General features: G+C 41.4%; 12 protein-coding genes. 5 read left to right on the forward strand and 7 right to left on the reverse strand.

Annotation, left to right across the window (positions count from 1 at the left end; genetic code table 11):
* Positions 1–167 precede the first annotated feature (167 nt).
* The 5 genes from PSF31_RS01450 to PSF31_RS01470 all read left to right on the forward strand — a co-directional run bounded on the left by PSF31_RS01450 (position 168) and on the right by PSF31_RS01470 (position 11,767).
* Positions 168–815, forward strand: a complete 648-nt coding sequence (locus tag PSF31_RS01450) for a WYL domain-containing protein (protein WP_442959846.1) — start codon at positions 168–170, stop codon at positions 813–815.
* Between the two features lie 80 nt (positions 816–895).
* On the forward strand, positions 896–2,719 hold the full coding sequence (locus PSF31_RS01455) for a site-specific DNA-methyltransferase (RefSeq protein ID WP_096863673.1): 1,824 nt from the start codon (positions 896–898) through the stop codon (positions 2,717–2,719).
* A gap of 1 nt (position 2,720) precedes the next feature.
* Positions 2,721–5,372, forward strand: a complete 2,652-nt coding sequence (locus PSF31_RS01460) for a DEAD/DEAH box helicase (protein ID WP_096863672.1) — start codon at positions 2,721–2,723, stop codon at positions 5,370–5,372.
* 96 nt (positions 5,373–5,468) lie between these two features.
* Complete coding sequence (locus tag PSF31_RS01465; RefSeq protein ID WP_096863671.1) at positions 5,469–9,350, forward strand: hypothetical protein; 3,882 nt, start codon at positions 5,469–5,471, stop codon at positions 9,348–9,350.
* Positions 9,350–11,767 carry a hypothetical protein gene (locus PSF31_RS01470; protein WP_164560860.1) on the forward strand — a complete coding sequence of 806 codons (2,418 nt, stop codon included), beginning with the start codon at positions 9,350–9,352 and terminating at the stop codon, positions 11,765–11,767. The genes PSF31_RS01465 and PSF31_RS01470 overlap by 1 nt, the downstream gene beginning before the upstream one ends.
* Positions 11,768–12,127: 360 nt before the next feature.
* Here PSF31_RS01470 and PSF31_RS01475 read toward each other — a convergent pair whose 3' ends face one another.
* Genes PSF31_RS01475 through PSF31_RS01505 form a run of 7 tightly spaced genes read right to left on the reverse strand, consistent with a single transcriptional unit; the run spans position 12,128 to position 20,443 of the window.
* Complete coding sequence (locus PSF31_RS01475) at positions 12,128–12,538, reverse strand: hypothetical protein (protein WP_096863670.1); 411 nt, start codon at positions 12,536–12,538, stop codon at positions 12,128–12,130.
* A gap of 21 nt (positions 12,539–12,559) precedes the next feature.
* Positions 12,560–13,705 carry an ABC transporter substrate-binding protein gene (locus PSF31_RS01480; RefSeq protein WP_096863669.1) on the reverse strand — a complete coding sequence of 382 codons (1,146 nt, stop codon included), beginning with the start codon at positions 13,703–13,705 and terminating at the stop codon, positions 12,560–12,562.
* Positions 13,689–14,900 (reverse strand): MFS transporter, encoded by a 1,212-nt coding sequence (locus tag PSF31_RS01485; RefSeq protein ID WP_164560859.1) that lies wholly within the window; start codon positions 14,898–14,900, stop codon positions 13,689–13,691. The genes PSF31_RS01480 and PSF31_RS01485 overlap by 17 nt, the downstream gene beginning before the upstream one ends.
* A 2-nt stretch (positions 14,901–14,902) precedes the next feature.
* A complete protein-coding gene (locus PSF31_RS01490) occupies positions 14,903–16,066 on the reverse strand; it encodes an NAD/NADP octopine/nopaline dehydrogenase family protein (protein ID WP_096863668.1) in 1,164 nt (387 codons plus the stop codon).
* A 10-nt stretch (positions 16,067–16,076) separates the two neighbouring features.
* On the reverse strand, positions 16,077–17,093 hold the full coding sequence (locus tag PSF31_RS01495) for a PLP-dependent cysteine synthase family protein (protein WP_272683173.1): 1,017 nt from the start codon (positions 17,091–17,093) through the stop codon (positions 16,077–16,079).
* Between the two features lie 8 nt (positions 17,094–17,101).
* Positions 17,102–18,496: a Y4yA family PLP-dependent enzyme gene (locus PSF31_RS01500; protein WP_096863666.1), complete on the reverse strand. Its 1,395-nt coding sequence runs from the start codon at positions 18,494–18,496 to the stop codon at positions 17,102–17,104.
* Between the two features lie 12 nt (positions 18,497–18,508).
* On the reverse strand, positions 18,509–20,443 hold the full coding sequence (locus PSF31_RS01505) for a TonB-dependent receptor (RefSeq protein WP_232062928.1): 1,935 nt from the start codon (positions 20,441–20,443) through the stop codon (positions 18,509–18,511).
* Positions 20,444–20,717 lie beyond the last annotated feature (274 nt).

A 20,717-nucleotide genomic window follows, 5' to 3' on the forward strand; every position in this document is an offset into this window, starting at 1 on the left:
AAGCGGTACGGGCGGATTTAGTCGATCGCTTCAGCATAGCCGCCGCACAAGCAACGAAAGACTTCACCCTATACCGAGAGCTTGCGCCAGGCAACATTGAGTATGACCAAAAGCTCAAGTTGCATAAACGTGGTGAAGCTTTTGAGCCATTGTTCGACTATGACGTTGTGAGAACGCTGGCAACCATTAGCCAAGGGTACGGCGATGGCTTTACTGGCAAGGTAAAACCCCCCCTTGCTTGTGAAGCGCCTTATCACCTTAACAAGCCAAGCCTATCTATAGTGGCAAAGGTCACCGAGGCCATCCACAAAGGCAAAGCCTTGAGCATCACCTATGTGTCGTTATCGAGCGGTGAAACAACCCGTGAAATCGTGCCGCATACACTGGTGGACAATGGCCTGCGTTGGCACGTTCGTGGTTTTGACCGCAAGCATGGCCCAAGCGGAGCGCCAAATGGGTTCCGTGACTTTGTATTGACCCGAATTAAAGCAGCGGTTGTGCTTGAAGACTCTACATTATCTGAAGCGGAGCTCGAAACTCAGGACAGGCAATGGAACCGCTTTGTTGAATTGGAGTTAGTGCCGCACCCACGCATAGAGCACAGTGAAGCGATTGAGCTGGATTATGGCATGACGGGGGGCATGATGAAGGTTGAGATTAGAGCTGCAACTGCGGGGTATTTGCTCAGGCTTTGGAACGTCGATTGTTCCGAGACCGCGTGTTTATCAACCAGCCAATGTCAGCTTGCGTTAAACAATCGTGCCGCGCTGTATGGGGTTCAAAACCTCGCAATTGCGCCGGGTTATGTCACTTAGATGATGAGCACAACCCAGACAACCGTTTTTTATGACTAGAGATTAATCATCAGAATTAAATAAGAATTTAAGGAACACCGATGCCAACGTTGGATTTTAAAGGTAAGCAGTTTGTATATTCACATCACCTGAGTGTGCCGTTTCGTGAACTAAAAGTGGTTGCGGATAAATCTTTACCGCTGGAAGGCAAGTCAGCATCACTGGATGATAACCTCATCATCCATGGCGACAACCTTGAAGCCCTCAAGGCGTTACTGCCAACTCACGCAGGTAAAGTAGACTGCATTTTTATCGATCCGCCGTATAACACAGGCAATGAAGGCTGGTGTTATAACGACAATGTGCGCTCACCATTGATGCAAGAATGGCTCAAAAAGTCAGCTAATCCTGTTGATAAAGAAGATATGGAACGTCATGACAAATGGCTTTGTATGATGTGGCCGAGAATTCTACTTTTAAAAGAGTTACTTAGTGAAACGGGTAGTATTTGGATAACCCTTGATGACAATGAAGTGCAACGGTTTAAAGTACTTATGGATGAGGTTTTTGGCGAAGAAAATTTCATCACCAGCTGTATATGGCATAAAAACTATGCCCCTAAGAGTACCGCTCGTCATTTCTCAGAAGATCACGATTACATATTGGTCTATGCAAAAAATAGCGAGACTTGGGTTCCTAACATGCTCGAAAGGTCGGAGGCGTCAAACCAACTGTACAAAAATCCAGATAATGACCCAAGAGGTCCGTGGCGGCCGAATAACTTAGCAGCAAGAAATTTCTATAGTAAAGGGACTTATTCAATAAAATGTCCAAGTGGAAGAATCGTGGAAGGTCCTCCAAGAGGGCTTTATTGGAAAGTTTCAGAAGAAAATTTCTGGAAGCTTGACGCGGATAATCGAATTTGGTGGGGAGAAAGCGGCAATAATATTCCTGCACCTAAAATCTTTTTATCAGAAGTAAAGCAAGGTAGAGTCCCTCAGACCATTTGGAACTGGGCAGATGTTGGCCACACACAGGAAGCTAAGCGTGGGTTACTAGAAATCATGGATTTTGCCACATCAGGTGATGTTTTTGTAACGCCAAAGCCAGTACGTCTTGTTGAAAGAGTAATTGAGCTAGCAACACAGCCCACGTCCATAATATTAGATTCTTTCGCAGGTTCTGGAACTACTGCCCATGCAGTATTAAGTCGAAATCAAAAAGATGATGGCGACCGGAAGTTTATCCTTGTGGAGTGCGAAGATTATGCTAGTTCGATGACTGCTGAACGTGTTCGTCGTGTCATCAACGGCTACCCCTTCAAAGGCAACCAGAAACAAGAACTGCTTTCTGAAAAAATCACTTGGTCGGTCTTTGAGAAGATGCATGCTGAGCTGCTTGAAAAAATTGCCAAAGTTGAAGCAAAACACAGCAAAGATTTCGACAAAATCAAAAAAGAGCTCAAAGACGGCGTGCTCACAGTCACGGGGGAGCGCAAAGTGGATGATTTTGCTCCGGGCATTGGTGGCAGTTTCACTTATTGCACCTTGGGCGAACCGATTCAAATTGAAAGCTTACTTACCGGCGAAGCCATGCCATCGTTCGATGCACTCGCACGTTATGTGTTTTATACCGCCACTGGTCAGTCGTTAGAAACGGTCGCGAAAGCCTCTGCCGATGGTTTTATCGGTGAAACAGACTTATTCCGTATTCATTTGTTCTATCGCCCTGATAGTGAATGGCTGCGCTCAAATGAAGCGGCATTAAACGCGGATAAAGTAGAGGCGATTGCTAAAAACAATGCCACGAAGAAGCGCACCATTGTATTTGCTGTCGCGAAATTTATGAGTCAGAAGGACTTAACTGAAAAACGCATTGAGTTTTGCCAGTTGCCTTACGCTATCCATCGCATTATGGGGGCGTAACATGGAGTTAAAAGACTACCAAAACGGTGTGCTGGATAAGCTGGATTATTACTTAAAAAAGCTGGCCGACACCAAGGAAGAAGCGGAAGACTTTGTCGCTTTTCAGAAAATGAAAGGCAAAGAGGCCCGCTTAACCGATTACGCTAAAGATACGTGGGAAGCTCTGGTACAGGAGCGCCGTATTGACCTACTTAAAGACAAAAGTGGCAATTTGGTGCCTGCACCTTATGTCACAAGATTTGACGGCTTAGAGCGTCCCATTCCTAACGTGTGCCTGAAAGTACCAACGGGTGGCGGTAAAACCTTACTTGGCGTTGCTGCGGTCGAGCGCCTGCAAACGGATTTGTTTACGCAACAAACCGGCATGGTGCTCTGGGTAGTGCCGTCGGATGCCATTTACAAGCAAACCTGGAAACAGTTGGCTAATCGTGAACATCCGTATCGACAAATGCTAGAACGTGCTTCGGGTGGGCGGGTAAAAATGCTCGAAAAGAACGATGCCTTTACCAAGCGAGATACCGACGAAAACCTGTGCGTTATGTTGTTGATGCTGCAATCCAGTGCGCGTCAATCCAAAGAAACGCTACGAATGTTCCGCGATAGCGGCCGATTTACCACTTTCTTCCCAATTGAAGATGACACCAGCGCTAATGAGGCACTTTTGAGCAATATTCGTAATTTAGATTGTAACGATCTATCCGATTACGGTTGGCAAGAAGGCATCGCCCCAGGCTCAGTGTCAGTTAAACAAAGCTTAGGCAATGTGTTACGCATGGTTCGCCCTGTGATTATTGTGGATGAGGGGCATAAAGCTTATAGCGAAACCGCAAGAGAAACCCTGTGTGGCTTTAACCCTAAGTTTATTCTTGAGCTCTCGGCCACGCCTAACGCTAACGGTAAGCATCACTCAAATGTACTGGTGAATGTGTCTGGGCAAGTGTTGAAAGATGAGCAAATGATTAAGTTACCCATCAACTTAATCAACGAAGATAAAAGCGAGTGGAAGCATACCTTGTCGCTTGCGCACGCTAAATTGGCGGAGCTTGAACAGGATGCCGGACAGCTACAAAGCGAAACCGGTCGCTATATTCGTCCCATCATGCTGATCCGTGTTGAGCGCACAGGTAAAGACCAGCGAGATTCAGCCTTTGTGCATGCGGAAGACGCCCGCGAGTATTTGATGGAAAAACTCGGCGTGCATGAAAATGAAATTCGCTTGAAAACGTCCGATAAAGACGAGTTGGGTGATGATGATTTGCTCAGCGAAATGTGCCCCGTCAAATACATCATCACAAAGGATGCGCTGCGTGAAGGTTGGGATTGCCCCTTTGCTTATGTGTTAACCGTGTTGTCTAAAATGACCGCAAAAACGGCAATCACCCAAATGATTGGCCGGGTACTACGTCAACCACATGCGCGATTGACGCAAAAACCAAGTTTAGATGAGTGTTATGTCTACACCTTTGATCAGGATGTGATGGAAGCCGTCGCCGGTGTTAAGCAAGGTTTAGAAGAAGAAGGTATGGGGGATGTGGTGAACCAGGTTAAAGCCTCGGAAGCCAATAAAACCGCTGCAGTAGTGAGCAAAGAAACCTTATTGCGTAGAGAGCGTTTTCGTAACCTACCTAAAATATTCTTGCCTCGGGTTTTACATCGTGATGCTGGGTACAAAGACGGCTACCGTTTGTTTGACTATGAACGGGATGTGCTGGGTGACCTAGATTGGGAATCGCTGTCTTATTTGAATGCAGAGAACTTCCAGCTAGTGGACGACAAGTTACAGCGCACGATTGCCCGTATCGACTACAAAATGTCTAAGGATAACCAAGGCGAATTGGACTTGGCCGATCCGATCCACGAAAACATCGATTTTGACCCCAGTGCAGGCCTAGATATCTCGTTTATGGTAAGGCAGCTCACCGATGTTATTCCAAACCCCTGGCAAGCCATGCGGGTGTTAACGCACACGTTAGACATCTTGCGTGGTAATGGCGTTTCTGAGGAGGCCTTGTTTACTAACCGCCTTGAACTACTCAAAGAGATGAAGCGCGACATTAAACAACAGGTCGCGCAATTATCGGAGCAAATCTTCAGATCTAAGTTGGACAACGGTGATATTTCCCTGCGCCTACTCGCTTCAGATAACAAGAAGCTAAATTGGGAACTGGCGCAAACCCTAGAGGTTAATGTCAGTGAGCATGAGCAGGTGCTTCGCCGCAAGGATGGATCTGAACTCGAAAAAAGCTTGTTCGAAAAGGTCTATCAAAATGGGCTGAACAATTTAGAGCGCGACACAGCTTGGTATTTGGATAAGCAAGAGTCTGTGTATTGGTGGCATCGTATTGCAGTAAATCAACGTGAATACAGCCTGCAAGGCTGGCAAAAACAAAAGGTTTACCCTGACTTGTTGGTGTGCGTCGAACAGCCTAATTCTGGCAGTTATCGTTTTTCTATATTGGAAACCAAGGGCGAGCATTTAAAAGGGAACGACGACACTGAGTACAAGCGCCGATTGTTTGAGCTGTTAACTGAGCACGTCAAGACGGCGGTAGATGCTGGCGAGCTTACGTTGGAAGCTGCGTCGGGTGGTATGTCGTTCAGAATGCTGATGGAAGACAGTTGGTCACAGGAAATCGTGCCTGAATTGAATTAATGAGTCATTTGTTGGTGTTGTGCTGTCTCCAACCTTGTCACCCCTTCTGAAAAAGGGGCGAAACTCAAAAGGAATATCAAGTTAACGAGGATTTAGATGAGTCAGCCAATACCGACTTCGTATAATCAAATCATTGCGCATACGATAGAGCAAGCACTTGCTCTATCGGTTAATGCAAAGAACGAAAATGCTATTGCTGGCTTTTGCCAGTTGCAAGGCCCAACAGGCGGTGGCAAAAGTAGTTCTCTTTATCGTAGCCCGGACGGGAAGATACCTGCGAGCCTTGAATTTATAAAATCCAAAGGGTTGCAGGCCATCTTAGTTACCCATCGCTGGAATATCCTGCATGACATTTATGAAAGTGCCACGAGTGAAAAAGACAGCTCGGGTAACCCCTTGCTGGTTAGTATTCTTTATGCACAGGATGAAACTGTCGTTAGTGCGGTTTCGCAACGAGCACTGCCACATGAACAAGGTGTTCAAAAGTCTGACTTGCCCGATCCTTATAAGGCCATTGAGGATATTCATGGTTTAGGTGCGTTTCGTTCTAATGCTGATAAAGAGGCTCTCGTCCGTGCTTGCCACAACGTTTCAGCCATAGCCCGTAATGTTGAGTATAAAAAGAAAAACCCTGATTCGATGGGCGTCTTACTCGAACGAGAAGAGCAGGAACTAAGAAAACTGTGTGGCTTTGTCGAACGGACGCTACTTGGGTGCATGTCGTCCTTAGAGAAGGCTGTGAAGTATGCCAGTAAGCACCATGGCAAGACGCATGAGCTCACGGAGCAAGAAAAAGAAAAGCTTCGTTTATTCAGAGAAAATAAATGGGTGCGTCGAATTTTCCCGGCGATTGCCTGGCACGATGATAAGCAACATTTGCTGGTGTTAACAACGCAGAAGCTGTTCGCTTCCTTTTACGACGGTAAACAGAAAGTTAGAATGTCGAGCGGCCAACTGGCCGGAAAGGTTGTATTTGTTGATGAGTTTGATTACCAAGCGGACATTCTACAGACATTACTTGCCCAGTCCCAAATGGTGCAAGAGCCGCCTGAGTGTATTGGTCAATTACTTGAAGGCGGTAAGCGCCTATTAGCGCGAATGCAGTTTGTTACTGCTGAACCTATACCTGAGCTTTACAGTGAGCTTAAACAGCTTATTGCGGAGCTAGAGGAGGATTTGACCAGCAAAGGAGTCGATCTGAATCAGTCTAGGGCACTGGTAATGCCTTTAAAACAGTATGAATTCGGTGTTCCGTTCGAAAAGAAATATCTGTTTCGCTCAGACCACTTAGTAACCAGTGAGCCTTTGCAATTACAGCAAAAACCTTATGGCTTTGAAGTGAAAAGTTATGAGCAAAGCGATGATGTATCGGTTGATGTTGGTGATTTTTTGCGTGTGATGGAGAAATATATCAGACGCTTCAGTTTGCTGTTGTCACAGTTCGCGACCGATGAGTCCGAAGCTTATGAATATCTTGTTCGGCTAAACCGGTTACTGTTCGACCCCGCGAACGATTATCGACCATCCTACTACAGCACAGCGTTACCCAGTTTATCGCTGTTCTCATTACCTCGCACAAGCTTACCTGAGTTAGAAGCGCTCAGTAGATCAAACCTATTACCTAATACTCAGACGAATATGTTTGGCCTAACAACCTGGCTGTTAACCACGGATGAAGCCGAGGCGGATATTGACCCGTTGAGGATCAAGATTAAACGCGCACTATTGCCGACAACGCCTGAAGGGTTAATGGTTTCGTTATCGAGTCGGAACCTGGTTTTTGCACTATCCGCAACCTCTTATATCGAAAGGGGGATTGGTCATTTCGATATACGCTGGATTGAAAGCGCTTTGCGTTACGTGGCTCAGGCCCGCAATCCACAATGTACCGAGAGTTTTCTGGGCGATAGCTTTGAGCAGCGCCCCGAAGATTGGTTTAAGAAGCCGATTCCATATTTACAAACTGACGAGGATAAGCAGTTACAAATGGCGGTGATCCGCTCGTTGGTTAAAGATAAATCTGAAAAGCGTCGCTCGACACTAAAAACCACGATCCACGACTTTGATGATGCTATCAATGCCCCAGTTTTTCAGGAGGCAAAACTGCATTTGAACGCTGCATTTTTTGAGGCTGAGCACTCAGATTACAAGTATGAATACCGGCAGTCTGTGTTGTTTAAATTACTGCACGTTCTGCATTTGGCAGCGAATGAGCCACAACATAAAGGGCACCTGGCCTTTGTTAACTCAGTCAAATACCTTCGGAAGTGGTTGATAAGTGATACCGCAGAGAACAGCAGAATGAGCGCTGATTGGCTTGAAATGGAGCGTTTAACCACTGGCGTATTGTCTTCATTTGACGATGTGTTTATTCCTTTGGCTGTCAACGGCAAGCCCATGATGATTTGCTTGCTCAATGCTGAAGCACAAAAGCGAGAAGGATTTGAGCACGCATATCAAGCGGCGTTCGACTCTGGCCGTACCGTGGTGGTAATGACACAAACTGCATCCGCTACCAATGGCATTAATTTGGATTACTCCTTGCCTAACTCTCAAGGGCAGATGGATCTGACGTCGCTGTTTATTATTGAAAGTAAGCACTTTTACTTTTCACCATGGGATAGCAATGACGATGATGACGAAATGTCTCATGCTGGCTTTCAGCTCAGAAACTTAGAAAAATTAGTCAGGCGTTCAGAGTTTTCACGTAAGCAGCAGCGGCAATTTATTATGCCGTTAATGAATAACTCAGTCGCTAAAATCCAGGAACTAAACAAGCTCTACAAAGCGACAAATGACTACGTTAAGAATCTTGCCGCTGACGTGCAGCAGCAAGTGGGTCGTATTGAACGTGCTTGGACGTATGTGCCCCATGTCGCTATTCATTTAAGCGATGATTTAGCAGGCCATCTTCGCAACTACGGCCAATTAACCGTTTGTACTAACAACCGAAATTGGGTTTCAAACCTTAATAATCAGCTGATTGATGATCTTACTCATTCTGAAGATGCATCGGTTTCCAACTTTCTTGCCCTGTTGAAAACGCGCTCCCAAGATGGCTCTGGTGCGGTAGATATTATTGATAATAAGTTAGTTTCCGCTATCCGAGATGCACGACAAGGTAAGGGTTGTATCGAAGATATTTCAGGACTTTGGCATGAATTAGGCCGCGCTGTATTACAGTATGATCTCCAATGGATGCCGCATAACAATACGTTTGGCATTACTGAGCCTTTGTGTCGTTGGGCGTGCTTTGAACGGCCCGAGGAATCAAATGTTACTGGTGAAATATGGTACGACCCAAAAAGTTGGCAGTTCTTTGCAAAGCGTGCTGCGGGATTGATTAAGTATAACCCCCAGACGCTTTATGAGGTTGTTAACCGGCAACCTGCTATTTCGGATTGGTTTAATCGTAAAGGTTTTCGAACGTCGTTTCAGCCGTTTGCCAACGATATTGAAGAGCAATTCTCATTTCATCCCGTCGTGATTCAGCGAATTTTACAAGGGCGTATTGGTGAAGAAGGTATTCGCGCACTGCTGAGTGACAAGCAGCTAGCCACTAAACAAGACGTCTACAACCATGAGCTATTTGAACTATATGATTTTGAGATAGCCAACGCGGATGTTTTTGTTGATGCGAAATTTTGGTCTATTGCTGCTCTGGAACAGTCGGATGAGGGCTTTGAGCAATGGCTTGCTTCAGGCAAACACCCTGAATTTGCGCCTTTGGGATTAATTAAGAAGCTGGAGAAGATTCGTCAAATCCGTGGTGAAAATGCCATTTTGGTTATCGCGAACCTATTAACTGGTGAAGATTGTTCCTTATCGGGCTTTTCTGAAATGTTAGAGCCAGTAAAAGTTGAGAATGCTTCAATTCTGTTTCTACCAGGTTGTTTGGTGAACGATGAGTATCAAATGACGTCTGGCTTTAAGTGGTTTTCGAAAATAGTTTGGCAGCGTATGAGGGAGCAAGGTTAATGGATAAAAATATAGATTTGAGGAAGTTGCCGCTGTCTCATTTGGTTTATTTGAATAGCGAGGTTGATGCAGATAAAGCCAACAAATTTGTGGTTTATCACTATCCACTTCTCAATAACAACTATCAGTGGAAAGAGAAGAAAGCCTGGGAAGAACGTATCGATGCTGAACTAGACAGTCGGCAGTTTGCCTATTTAATGAAAAAAAATGGTAATCAGTTTGGTCTCTATGTGGCTTTACAAAGCTCAAGTGATATTCCTCCGTCTATTGTAGACGCTGAGTTGCAACCTATTACACCAGTTCGAGTTGAATATTCACCGGTGTTAAATCCTGTGTGGATTCGACTAATGATGCGTTCATTGCGGGCTTTTGGCGGTCATTGTAAAGGCGCTTACAGCTTAGGTTGTCCGTTATTGAAAGTAGATAGCTGGGCTGGCGGTGTCAATGCGATCAGCCTAGATTGTAGAACTCAGCAGTTAAAAGATGGAAATACCACTGAGATTGCTCTGTTTTATACCAATGTTCCATTAAGACCGTTATCTAATGACGATGATATAGATCGCATTAAGAAGCCTCTATGGGTCTATGACAAAAATAAGGTACTCGTCAGGTGGTATCCTGGCCATGAAAGAAAACCGAGAGGTACGCTGTTTAAAGAAATTGGAAAGAGTAAAAATTCACGTAAACAGCGTCCGTTTCTGGATCTTTCTACGCCAAAGAGGTTTGAGCAAAGTTGGCCTATGGTGTTAAAACCAGTGCAAGATACGTTTATCCGTTTTGCGCGTGACTATGGTTTTGAACTTTCAGCTAAAATATTAAATCTCCAACCACTGACGTTGAAAACAAAGCATAAGGCCAATAAGGCTAAGTCATCTTTCCCAAGCATCGAGATATCCGGTGAAATCAAGGTTTTAGACCTAAGAGTTAATACCGTTGTTGCTTGTGAAGAAATCTTAGACCTATTTAAATCGCTCATTGCACAGAAAGGCGTCGATGTTTCGTGGAATTTACTAGATGGAACTGTGGAAAATGACTTTGAACGGATAAAACTTGAACGTTCGGACCGCGTTTTGATTTTGCTAGATCAGGAAAAAGGTATTGAAGATGATCGTTATCCACTAACGAAGTCGTTAGTTGGACGGTGTGCAGTTCAACATATCAACGTTAATCCTCATGATGTAACGGGAGATCCAGTCGAAAAAGGGTTTTTAATTGAATCAAAAAGAGACGATGACCCGATAAAGCTATACGTTGCGTCTGAAGGTGGATATTACACCTACAACTACGAATTATTAGATACCAAGGCATACAAAGAAGCGATTATTAGAAAGCTTGAAGTGGTTCTTAAAGAATTAGAGATCAAACGTTTACTGATTGATTCTGATAGGGCTATTTCTCAAGTCTTGCCATTGCAACGCGCCTGTTTAAATGAATCAACTATTGTCATTACTGATGGTTATTTGTTTACGGTTTCAAACGACAGACCGGTGTTGATCCCCTTCGATCCCACTGATTCTGGTATGACTTTGAAAACAAATGAGTACCTGGCCAATTTCGAAACATCCGTAGATGATTTGCTCACTTTGATGAATGAGAATTGGCCCTATAGTTATCGTCAGAATGTCGTAATGGATTACTACGGTACTGAAGTTGATAAACAACGACGATTTGCGGCAAGAATTACGCTTGTTTTGAGTAAGAATAAGGACGAACAAGTATCAATCATGATGCAAGATCCATCTTACGACCAAACGAATGTATTGCCACTTGGTATGGAAGATGCGCTTTCGGATTTAACCAAGAAACAGAAGCCTTATCCGTTGACGGATTGGGTTCTGCCAGATAGTGAAGTATTGCTCAATATTGTCAAAGAGTTGAGTGATGATGGCGTGTTATCCAGCCAAAAGGCAACAATGCGATTTGAAAGTGAGTTACTCGAATTAGTTGAATTATGGCAAGAACAATTAGTTTCGCTTCATCAGCAAAATGAGACGAAGGTGACTTACTATCAGGTAAAAAAAGAGGTTATTCAGCGTTGGTTAGATAAGCGAGGAAAGAAAAAAGATACATCAATCAGCGGTAGTTTAGATACCTTGTTATCTCGATTCTTCGATAAGCCTTTAAACGACATCAAACGCTGGATGAGTAACATACCGGGTATTCAACGCATATGGTACGACAAAGAAAAGGGGTATTTTGTTGTCGGTGGATTAACCTCTCCAAAAGCTCAGTTAATGAGACAGCCAAGCATCCGGCAATGGCACACCTTGAAAGGTGAATTGGACATCGAATTACTTGCTGATTTGCTAGATGTTGATTGGGTTCGTATGAATCAGCTTGCGGGCAACCCATGTGCGGCAACCTTAGTCAAGCGATGGAAAGAGATAAACCCCAATATACTCGCTATTCTAGACTAAGTAGTTTTCTTTTAATGGTTTGAGTTACTGTTGTTTTATCTCTGTCAGAATAAGCAAAGACCTTGAGAATGTGAATGCTAACTAATGTGATGAATAAGGAAAATTAAGTGGACATGTTCGTGTAGTGATTTCTATCTTGATTGCTTACTTTGAGTAATCTGGCTACTTAGTTTTAAACTTTACTGTCACAATAATTGACCCTTGAAAGTGTTCTGGTTGGTTTGGTTTCAATCTTTAGTGTTACATTCTTCTGTGTGGAGTTACGTACTGATAAGGCCTAAACGAGAGAAAAGTTTCAAACTTTAATGTCCTCCGACAATAAATCCGATTATGTTGTTAATGGCATAATCGGATTTTTATTTACAGGCCTTTTAATAGGCTTAATTTAAAATTAATTGTTGGTAATAATGGCGAAAAATGATGTTTTGTAGTTTTATAAGGCAATAGCTTATTTTTATATAAAATAACTTCAAAAATATTTTTCACATCATAAGGTTGGTCTGAATTTTGACAATTAACTTTGACTCGATTGTCTTGATAACTCAGCAAGATACAAGGTAACAGCGATAGTTTTAGTTGCTTAGCCACTTGATAGCGGTGGTTACCATCCATAATAATACCTGTGTGAATTTCACATGGAATTGGTGTTGTCCAAATCCCATCACAGGCAATTTTGTGGTTAAGATAATCAACGTGCTGTTCATCTGTTTCTTCTGATGAGCAAAAAAATTGTATTGGTTTTAATTCAATATGGTAGGTATTGCTAGTCATAACATCACCTTTCTCAAAAAACTATTTATTCTCTGAGCTCACAAAGTATCCTGGTTCATAAGGAATAGATAAAAATCTTTCATAGAATATTTTAAAGGTGTTATCTGCATTTAAATCAGCGAATAGTTCTGGGTGGATCCAATGTGCGAGCTGCTGTATAGCAATAAAATCATAAGGGCTGTTATAGAATTGATGCCAAATAGCATAAAATTGTTGGTTCTTAACGGCATTACTGCCAGTATAGGCGGGTTTTTTTAAGTATTTTTCTAGTTTTATTTTAGCCGCATTGAGGTTTTCATTTGGACCTAAGCCTATCCAATCTCCTTCAGGCATGAATTTTGAAAAGTTGGCGCTGGTAATAATCACTTTATCAGGGTTAGCGGCAAGCACTTGTTCAGGATTCATCATATAGAAGGTGTTAGGGGCATTGTTTGCGCCGATATTGTCACCACCAGCAAGTGAAACAAAGCGACCAAAGTTACCATCACCAAAAGTCAGACAGCACTCATCGGTATAACCACCTATGCGTTCAATAAAAATGCGTGGTTTTTGGGGATTGTTTTTTGTGAGTACATCACTAACTCGTTTTAGCTGTTTTTCTCTAAATTGAATGAATTTCTCAGTTGTTTTTTCTTTCCCCCATAAAGCACCGAATAAGCGCATGGTTGGTGGTGTATTTTTTGATGGGTTAAAGCGAAAATCGACATAGATAATAGGGATCCCCGCCTTCTGTAATGCTTTATCGTGACCTTGCTCTTCAATAGCGGTTTTAGCTTCGATATTCATAATGATGACATCAGGCTGTAAAGTTAATGCATGCTCTATGTTTAAAGAACGTCTTTCTGTGCCACCAAATGTTGGAATTTTTTTTAGTTCAGGGAAATGCTCACTATATTGGCGCCATGTTGCAGGATCTGAGGTTTGCATATCGTTCCCCATTGCAACAATACGTTTTGCAGGGTTTTCTTTATCTAGCATGGCGACTAGGTAAAGCATACGGCCTTCACCTAAAATGACTTTTTTCACTGGAACGTTGACTTTGACCTTTCTATCTAGAATGTCGGTGACAACAATCTGCTCTGCTGAAATAGCAGTAGAGAATAGCAAAGTAAAAGAAAACAATAACAGGGATACTATTTTGATAGATAATTTATGCTTTTCTTTCATATAATTCCTCATTGGATGAATGTTTGATCAGTAAAATGATTGTAATTAGGCTTGTGATATAACCAGCTGAAACATAATAAAAAAGCCAATCAATTCCAGGAAATAGAATAAATATACTTCCTAAGGCAATTCCTCCAATAGAAGCGAATTGATTGATACTTTGTGATAAACCAAGTACATAGCCTTGATGTTCAGAGGATGTAGTTGAAGATATTAATGCCGTGAGTATTGGCGTTGTTGCACCAAGTAAAACTCCCCAAAGCAAGTACAGTGAGGCAAACCAAAAAATTATAGGGGTTAATGCAAGACAGATAACAACAATGACACAGGTGAAGATAATCCATTTTAAGTGAACCAATGAAACAGTTATTGATTGGTGTTCAAACCATTTAGCCCATAACTGAGCAGATAAAATAACCCCCATTGCTTGTAGACCATAAATTAACCCAATAACCCAGAAATCTATTGAGTAGGAATGGTTGAGGTATAATGAAAAACTGGGGAGGGTGAGCATTCTGCTCATTAATAAAAGCCCCATTAATAACATAAGGTGTTTCACAACTTGTTGAGGGCGATACTTTTTTTTGTTGTTAGATGTTTTTTTTGCTTGTATCACTAGATGATGTTTTTTATCTGAAGGTAAGAAAACAAATACAGTGACTGCGCAAACACCACAGAGTAGCCCCGCAATTATATTGATCCAAAAGAAATTGAGATAATCTAAGATTAACCCACCACAAAGTGCCCCCAGTAAAGACCCGATATTTGTAGATACTTGTAGGAAGGCAAAAAGCTGTGTTCGCTTTTTAGGATCGGTGACTGAAACGCCATAAGCTTGAGCGGGAGCAATATACCCTGCGCAAGCTCCTTGCACAGTTCTCAGTAATAAAATTAGCCAAGGGTCGTTATAAAATGATAATAAAATTTGGGTAATTGCTAAGCCAAGCAATGCACGGATCATCATTGCTTTATTACCCACTCGATCACCCATTCTCCCCCAAAATGTACTGGTTAACATGACCCCAGTCATAGGAGCGACATAAACCATTGTCAAAGAAAAAGACAGTAGCCAACCCGAGCTATTATGTTGTAAATGAATAGGCCAAAATGGCCCACTCATTTCCATCGCTCCCATTGAAACAATTTGGATACCAAATAAGAAACCAATAATCAGATGGCTTTTCAGTAAATTCACGGTTAACTTACCTGATATTGAGTTAGATTTAGCTCGCTGAAGGCAGGATGCGGAATGTTAGGGTCTAGTCCTAGATACCCCATGCACCAAGTGTATATTTCATTCGTATAAGGGAGTGGAATATTGAGATGCTCACCTAAATGAACGAGTAAACTTAGCCCATAAACAATATCTTCCTGAAATACTCGATGTTGTTTATTAAAAGACCAGCCACTTTGCTTATGTTTTATTAATGGTAATTGGATACCATGGTAAGCCTCATTGGTACGAAGTATTGACCAAAGGGTTTTTGTATCACTAATTTGTTTAGGATAAACTTCGCGTAATTCATCAATTAAGGACTTTACTGTGACTAAAGGAATACCTAAGTTGTCTATTAAGTGTCGGCAAATAGAGAGTCGTTCTTCATCACAACGCTGTAAATAATAGGCGCTAAGCTCGGTACAATCATTCCACCAGCAGATAGGTGACTCAAAATAGTCATTATGCCATTGAGCGTATGGGCCGATTAGCCCGTAGATTACCGAGCTATGCATTATAGGGTTTGCTGGTGTTAGGGTAATTTCCAAATAGTTATCGAGAATACTAATAGGTGCGGAATATAGCCTTGATAACAATTTATGAAGCTGCTTTTTATTGGATTCATTTTCTCGACGATGAAAAGCAATAAAAAGTGCCGACTTTTCTCCACCGAAACAGACTTTAGTCCCAGGTTCTAATCCCCATGCGATATGAGGAACATCTTTCATTCCCCAAATCACAATATTAGGATTGTTTTTAAAAAACTGTCCAGCAAGCCAGTCAAAACCATTAATTCCAGGAATAGCACCGATAAAAACAGTTTTAGAAGAAGATAGATAAGCAGAAATAAAACGTAACCAACTTGCTTGATGATGGGAAGGGACAGTAAGAATGACTATGTCAGCTTCAGGTATCACCAGTTGTGGTGAATTGGTTATTAATCCAACAGAATGGTTTATTATCTCACCACTATTGTAATGAACAGACAGAATATTGTTTTGCTGTTGATGGCGTTCAACCGTTGTTGCATTTTGGGTCAGTAGTGATGTTTTTATATTTAGATATTGACTAAATAAAGCTACAGCAAGGTGACCCGTTTGACCTCCTCCGCAAATCACAACATTAAGATGTTTTTCTTCCGACATCACTTCCTCCTTAGCTAGCTTTCTCTAAAGAAACAGTATTAGTAAGCCAATGATTAAGTTGATGAGATATATCAGGTGAGGTCAAATTACGAGAGCTAAGCCACTGCTCATTAAATACGGTATTAAGATATTTTTCACCGCCATCAGCTACGATAACAACGATATTGCCGTGAATAGTATCGTTATTAATATACTCTAAGGCTTTATAGACAATTCCTCCGGTAGAGCCTCCTATTAACAAACCGTATTGGCTAGCAATATATCGCGCAGTTTCAAATGCTTGAATATCTGAAACCTGTGCATTATGGTCAATACAGCTGTAGTCCAGTACTAATCCAACTTCGTCCCCTTCAGGAGTGCCTGTACCTGATTGATAATAAGGTTTCCCTTGATATCCAAAAATAATGGACCCTTCAGGTTCAACGGCAACAGTGATAGTTTGTGGATTATGGGACTTTAGGCCTTGAGAAACACCAGTCATTGAGCCGCCAGTGCCAACACAGCCTACATAAGCATCAATTCTGCCAATTTGTTCTATTAGTTCACAAACTAATGCAGCATAACCACCTGAGTTTGCTGCATTGTCTGATTGATTCATAAACGTTGCATTGGGAAGTTGGGAGGCTAATTCACTAGCAAGGCGCTGACGTTCGACAACCGCTACTTCGTCTTCCTGATAATCACCAATGACATAACGGATTTCAGCACCTAGTGCTTTCATTATCGCTATTTTGTCAGGAGCGGCGTGATGATCAACAACGGCAATAAAATGTAAATCAAATTCAATGGCAGAAAGCGCAAGGCCAATCCCTGTATTGCCTGATGATGATTCTATAATGGTACTTTTAGGCTTAATTTTCCCCGATTTTAGCCCTGCAATAACCATATTGCGTGCCATTCTGTCTTTCATACTTCCACCAGGGGGGTTCTTTTCTATTTTTAAAAATAAGGCACTTTTCTTATGGGGAACTGCAATACGTAAAATGGGTGTATTACCTATCAAATCAGTGATTTTGTTGTAGATCATAAGCTTACCTATTTAGTGTCTTTGAAAAAGATAAACTGCCCAACATTGTTTTCCTGTACATATAATCGGCAAGGTATTGGGTGCCGATGAAATTGACTCTCAAGTAAATCCATTTGATATCCCGCGGTATTAACGAATCCTAATAAGTCACCTGCTTGGGGAAGGTTGTTAAATAAAATAAGTCTGTGAGTAATCACATCATCTTCTAAACAGCTATGTCCTGCTATCCATGCTCGGATAGGTTGCTGTTTTGATTGTTTGGTAACAATATGAAAAGGGTCGATTAAAAATTCAGAGTTAAACCACGTTTCGCAGGCGCTGAAGCTACTGCCTTCGACAAATATAATAGGGTGTTTGGATTGCTGGCAGGTACGTACAACTCGAAATAGAGTGATGGCGCTTTGATCAACAAGGCTACGCCCAGGTTCTATCGCTAATGTGACATTTAGCTTATTAATATATTGGGCGATTGTTTCATTATCGGTACATTTGCTTGTGAGTAATGTGCTAAGCCATTGTTCTGCTGACTGTTCACTACCATAAGGATAAAAATCTGCTGGAATACGGTGATTTTGATAAGTTTCAGTGGATTGATTATTAACCCAAGCTTGATAATGTTCTGTTGGGACATATTGAATAGGTAGCCCACCTCCGATATCGATAGTTTGGATGTTAAGCCCTAATTGTTGTGATAATTCAATCAGTGGTAATATTTCGTGAAAAGCTTGTACCCGTGAGGCTAGTGTATAGCCACCTAAATGGAAGTGGATCCCTTGCCATTGTAATTTATCATGTTGTTTCACTAATTTAAGTGCATTAACAAAAGCCGGGTATTTCATGCCGAATCGTGAATGGCTTGAATGCGGTTGATATCGCAGTAGTACTCTTGCTTTAAGTGATTGAAATTCTAATAAATGTAGAATATCTTGTAATTCTTCAAGTGAGTCTACGACAATTAGTGAGTTATGTAATATCAGTTGCCAGAGAAAATCATCTGTTTTGGCAGGGCCAGTAGCGCAAATTTTTTCAGGTGAAATGCCATATTGGTTGGCATCTCTCCATTCATGAAGGCTTGAAACATCAACTCCAATATTTTCTTCGATAGCTGTTCTGAGCAGGACGTTTGATTGATTAACTTTCACACCATATAAAATACATCCATTCACGTTGTTTTCTTGAAAAACAGCCTTCAGTTTTTGGATGTTCTGTTTCATCGTATGAGGAAAAACTAAGTTCAATGGTGAACCATACCGCTTAATCAATCCGACAAGCTGTTCATTATTAGAAAAACACAGTTGATGAATCTGAGGATCCATAATAGGAGGAAGCTCTGTTGGGGCTATTGTTTTAGCTGATAAATGAACAACAGTTGATATATTGACTAAGTTAGATTGATCCACCATGATTTTCACCTCTTAAAAGTCCACAGCAATTGATCCCATTACAGTTCTTGGTGAGCCTTGAGCGAAGGTGCTGTACGAAGCAACGCCAGACCAATAGTGTTCATTTAAAATATTATTGATGTTTAGCCTCAATGTTACAGGGGTATTGGAAACAGTTGTTTTATAAGCAGAACCGACATCAACGGTTGTCCATGAAGGAATTGAGTGGGTATTTTCTTTGTTCACATATTGGCGGGTATGATAATTAACATTGCCATTAATACTTAAACCAGAGACTGAAGGAATATCATATTCGGCTCCAATATTAGCCACCCAAGGAGATACACCGATGGGTTCATGCCCTTTGTTTTTCCCTGAAGCAGTTTTAGTCAACTCGGCTTGAATATAGGTAACACCACCCGTTAAACGAAGTGATTCAAAAGGTTTGCCTGATATACTTAGTTCGACTCCTCGGTTTCTTTGTTCATCATTTGCTGAGTAAATCAAACTGTTAGGATCTAATGATCCACTTGGTTTACTAATTTGGAATAGGCTTAAAGTGGTTATTGCAGATGGTTGTTCATATTTAACCCCTAACTCATACTGTTTTGAACGAAATGGTTTCATCATTTCGCCACTATTTTTTGCATTAACTGGTGCAGTGCTTCCTTTACTTAGCCCTTCGACATAATTAGCGTATAGAGAAATATTATCTACAGGTTTAAACAATACACTAACGAGGGGGGAGATTGCGGACTCGTCATAACGAGTTGAAAGCTTACCCAAAGTAAAATTGTCAGACTTTACATTTTGATAGCGAAGGCCTGGAGTCACCATAAAAGAATCATTCAAGAAGCCGATAGTATCGACGAAAGAAACTCCTGATAGTGTATTTTCAGAACGTTTAGTTATTTTAGCGTAAGCAGGGATCTGTTTATCGATATAAGTAGGATTAAATAAATTGGTTGTATAAGGTGTTCCTGCTGTAGTGCCAATACGGTAGCGATCAAAATATTGATTCCACTGCAATGCAAGTTGATGTGATACTCTACCCGTCATGAATTCACTTTTAACCCCAGTACCAACTGAATAACGTTGAGTTTTAGTTTGGAAATTCATGATATAGGTTGAAATATCGCCTTGATTGTTAAGGATTGTATAGATTTGCTCATTAACTCGATCTATACGAGTAAGTGCTCCTCCTATATCCATAAATAGCGATGTATTGCTTAACATGTCATATTCCATATGTAGTAATGCGGAATCATCATTAGATTTCCACCATGTCCAAGGGCTGGCTAAATTGATTTTCCCACTCGGGGCCGAAGGGACAACACCATCAGGACCTAAATAAAATGGTCTGTTCGTAGCATTCATATTTTGGTTTTGAGTTATTAAATCTAAAGATGAGCGAAAGCGTTCATTAGAGTAATCTAACGCAATTGCACCAACACTTTGCCTGCGTGTTTGATGATCGACGGCTGTATCACCATTGGTGTAGCTACCGTTAACACGAATACCAAAGTATTGGTTATTATCTAGATCATATAGGCGACCCATATCTAGTCTGCCACCTAATAGTGAGTCGCTAAGGTACTGAGCGGTTAATTGTGTAATCGGCTGGGCACTTGCACGTTTAGTTACGACATTAATAACTCCACCAACTCCACCTTCAGGAGACATACCATATAGCAGTGAAGCGGGTCCTTTTAAAATATCAACACGCTCGGCATAATCCGTTAAAAGTTGAAAATTAGGAGATACACCATAAATTCCATTTAATGCAAACTCACTGATATTACCTTCAGTAATAGGAAATCCTCGAATATATAAGGAATCAAGAAGACCTCCTTTTGAGCTACTAATTTGTATTGAGGTATCGTGAGATAAAATATCTGAAATTTGCTGTGCTTGTTGCGACTGCATATAAGCCGAATTATAATTTGAGATATTAAATGGAATATCCATAATATCCTTATCACCTATTAACCCTGCTTGCATTATTCTAGATGAAAAGTTATTAGGTTGCTGATTATTATTACTTGTTGTGGTAACTAGAATACTATCTTTATTTTTTTGCTCATTAGTTTGAGCATGTGCTGTTATTGTGCAAGATATCCCAATAACAATATATAACCATATAGAGAATATGTTTATATTCTTAGCTGTGTGTCTAGTTTTATTTTCTATTAAATTATTTTTCATATTTAAATTATCATTCAATTGATTTTTAATAAAATGA

Origin of the sequence: Providencia sp. PROV156, from assembly GCF_028480905.1 — a bacterium.
Taxonomy (GTDB): Bacteria; Pseudomonadota; Gammaproteobacteria; order Enterobacterales; family Enterobacteriaceae; genus Providencia; species Providencia hangzhouensis.

Bases quoted from the DNA above. Each gene is read 5' to 3' on its own strand.
- PSF31_RS01480 (WP_096863669.1), bottom strand. From the start codon at position 13,705: ATGAAAGAAAAGCATAAATTATCTATCAAAATAGTATCCCTGTTATTG.
- PSF31_RS01470 (WP_164560860.1), top strand. From the start codon at position 9,350: ATGGATAAAAATATAGATTTGAGGAAGTTGCCGCTGTCTCATTTGGTT.
- PSF31_RS01495 (WP_272683173.1), bottom strand. From the start codon at position 17,093: ATGATCTACAACAAAATCACTGATTTGATAGGTAATACACCCATTTTA.
- PSF31_RS01460 (WP_096863672.1), top strand. From the start codon at position 2,721: ATGGAGTTAAAAGACTACCAAAACGGTGTGCTGGATAAGCTGGATTAT.
- PSF31_RS01505 (WP_232062928.1), bottom strand. From the start codon at position 20,443: ATGGATATTCCATTTAATATCTCAAATTATAATTCGGCTTATATGCAG.
- PSF31_RS01490 (WP_096863668.1), bottom strand. From the start codon at position 16,066: ATGTCGGAAGAAAAACATCTTAATGTTGTGATTTGCGGAGGAGGTCAA.
- PSF31_RS01500 (WP_096863666.1), bottom strand. From the start codon at position 18,496: ATGGTGGATCAATCTAACTTAGTCAATATATCAACTGTTGTTCATTTA.
- PSF31_RS01455 (WP_096863673.1), top strand. From the start codon at position 896: ATGCCAACGTTGGATTTTAAAGGTAAGCAGTTTGTATATTCACATCAC.
- PSF31_RS01465 (WP_096863671.1), top strand. From the start codon at position 5,469: ATGAGTCAGCCAATACCGACTTCGTATAATCAAATCATTGCGCATACG.
- PSF31_RS01475 (WP_096863670.1), bottom strand. From the start codon at position 12,538: ATGACTAGCAATACCTACCATATTGAATTAAAACCAATACAATTTTTT.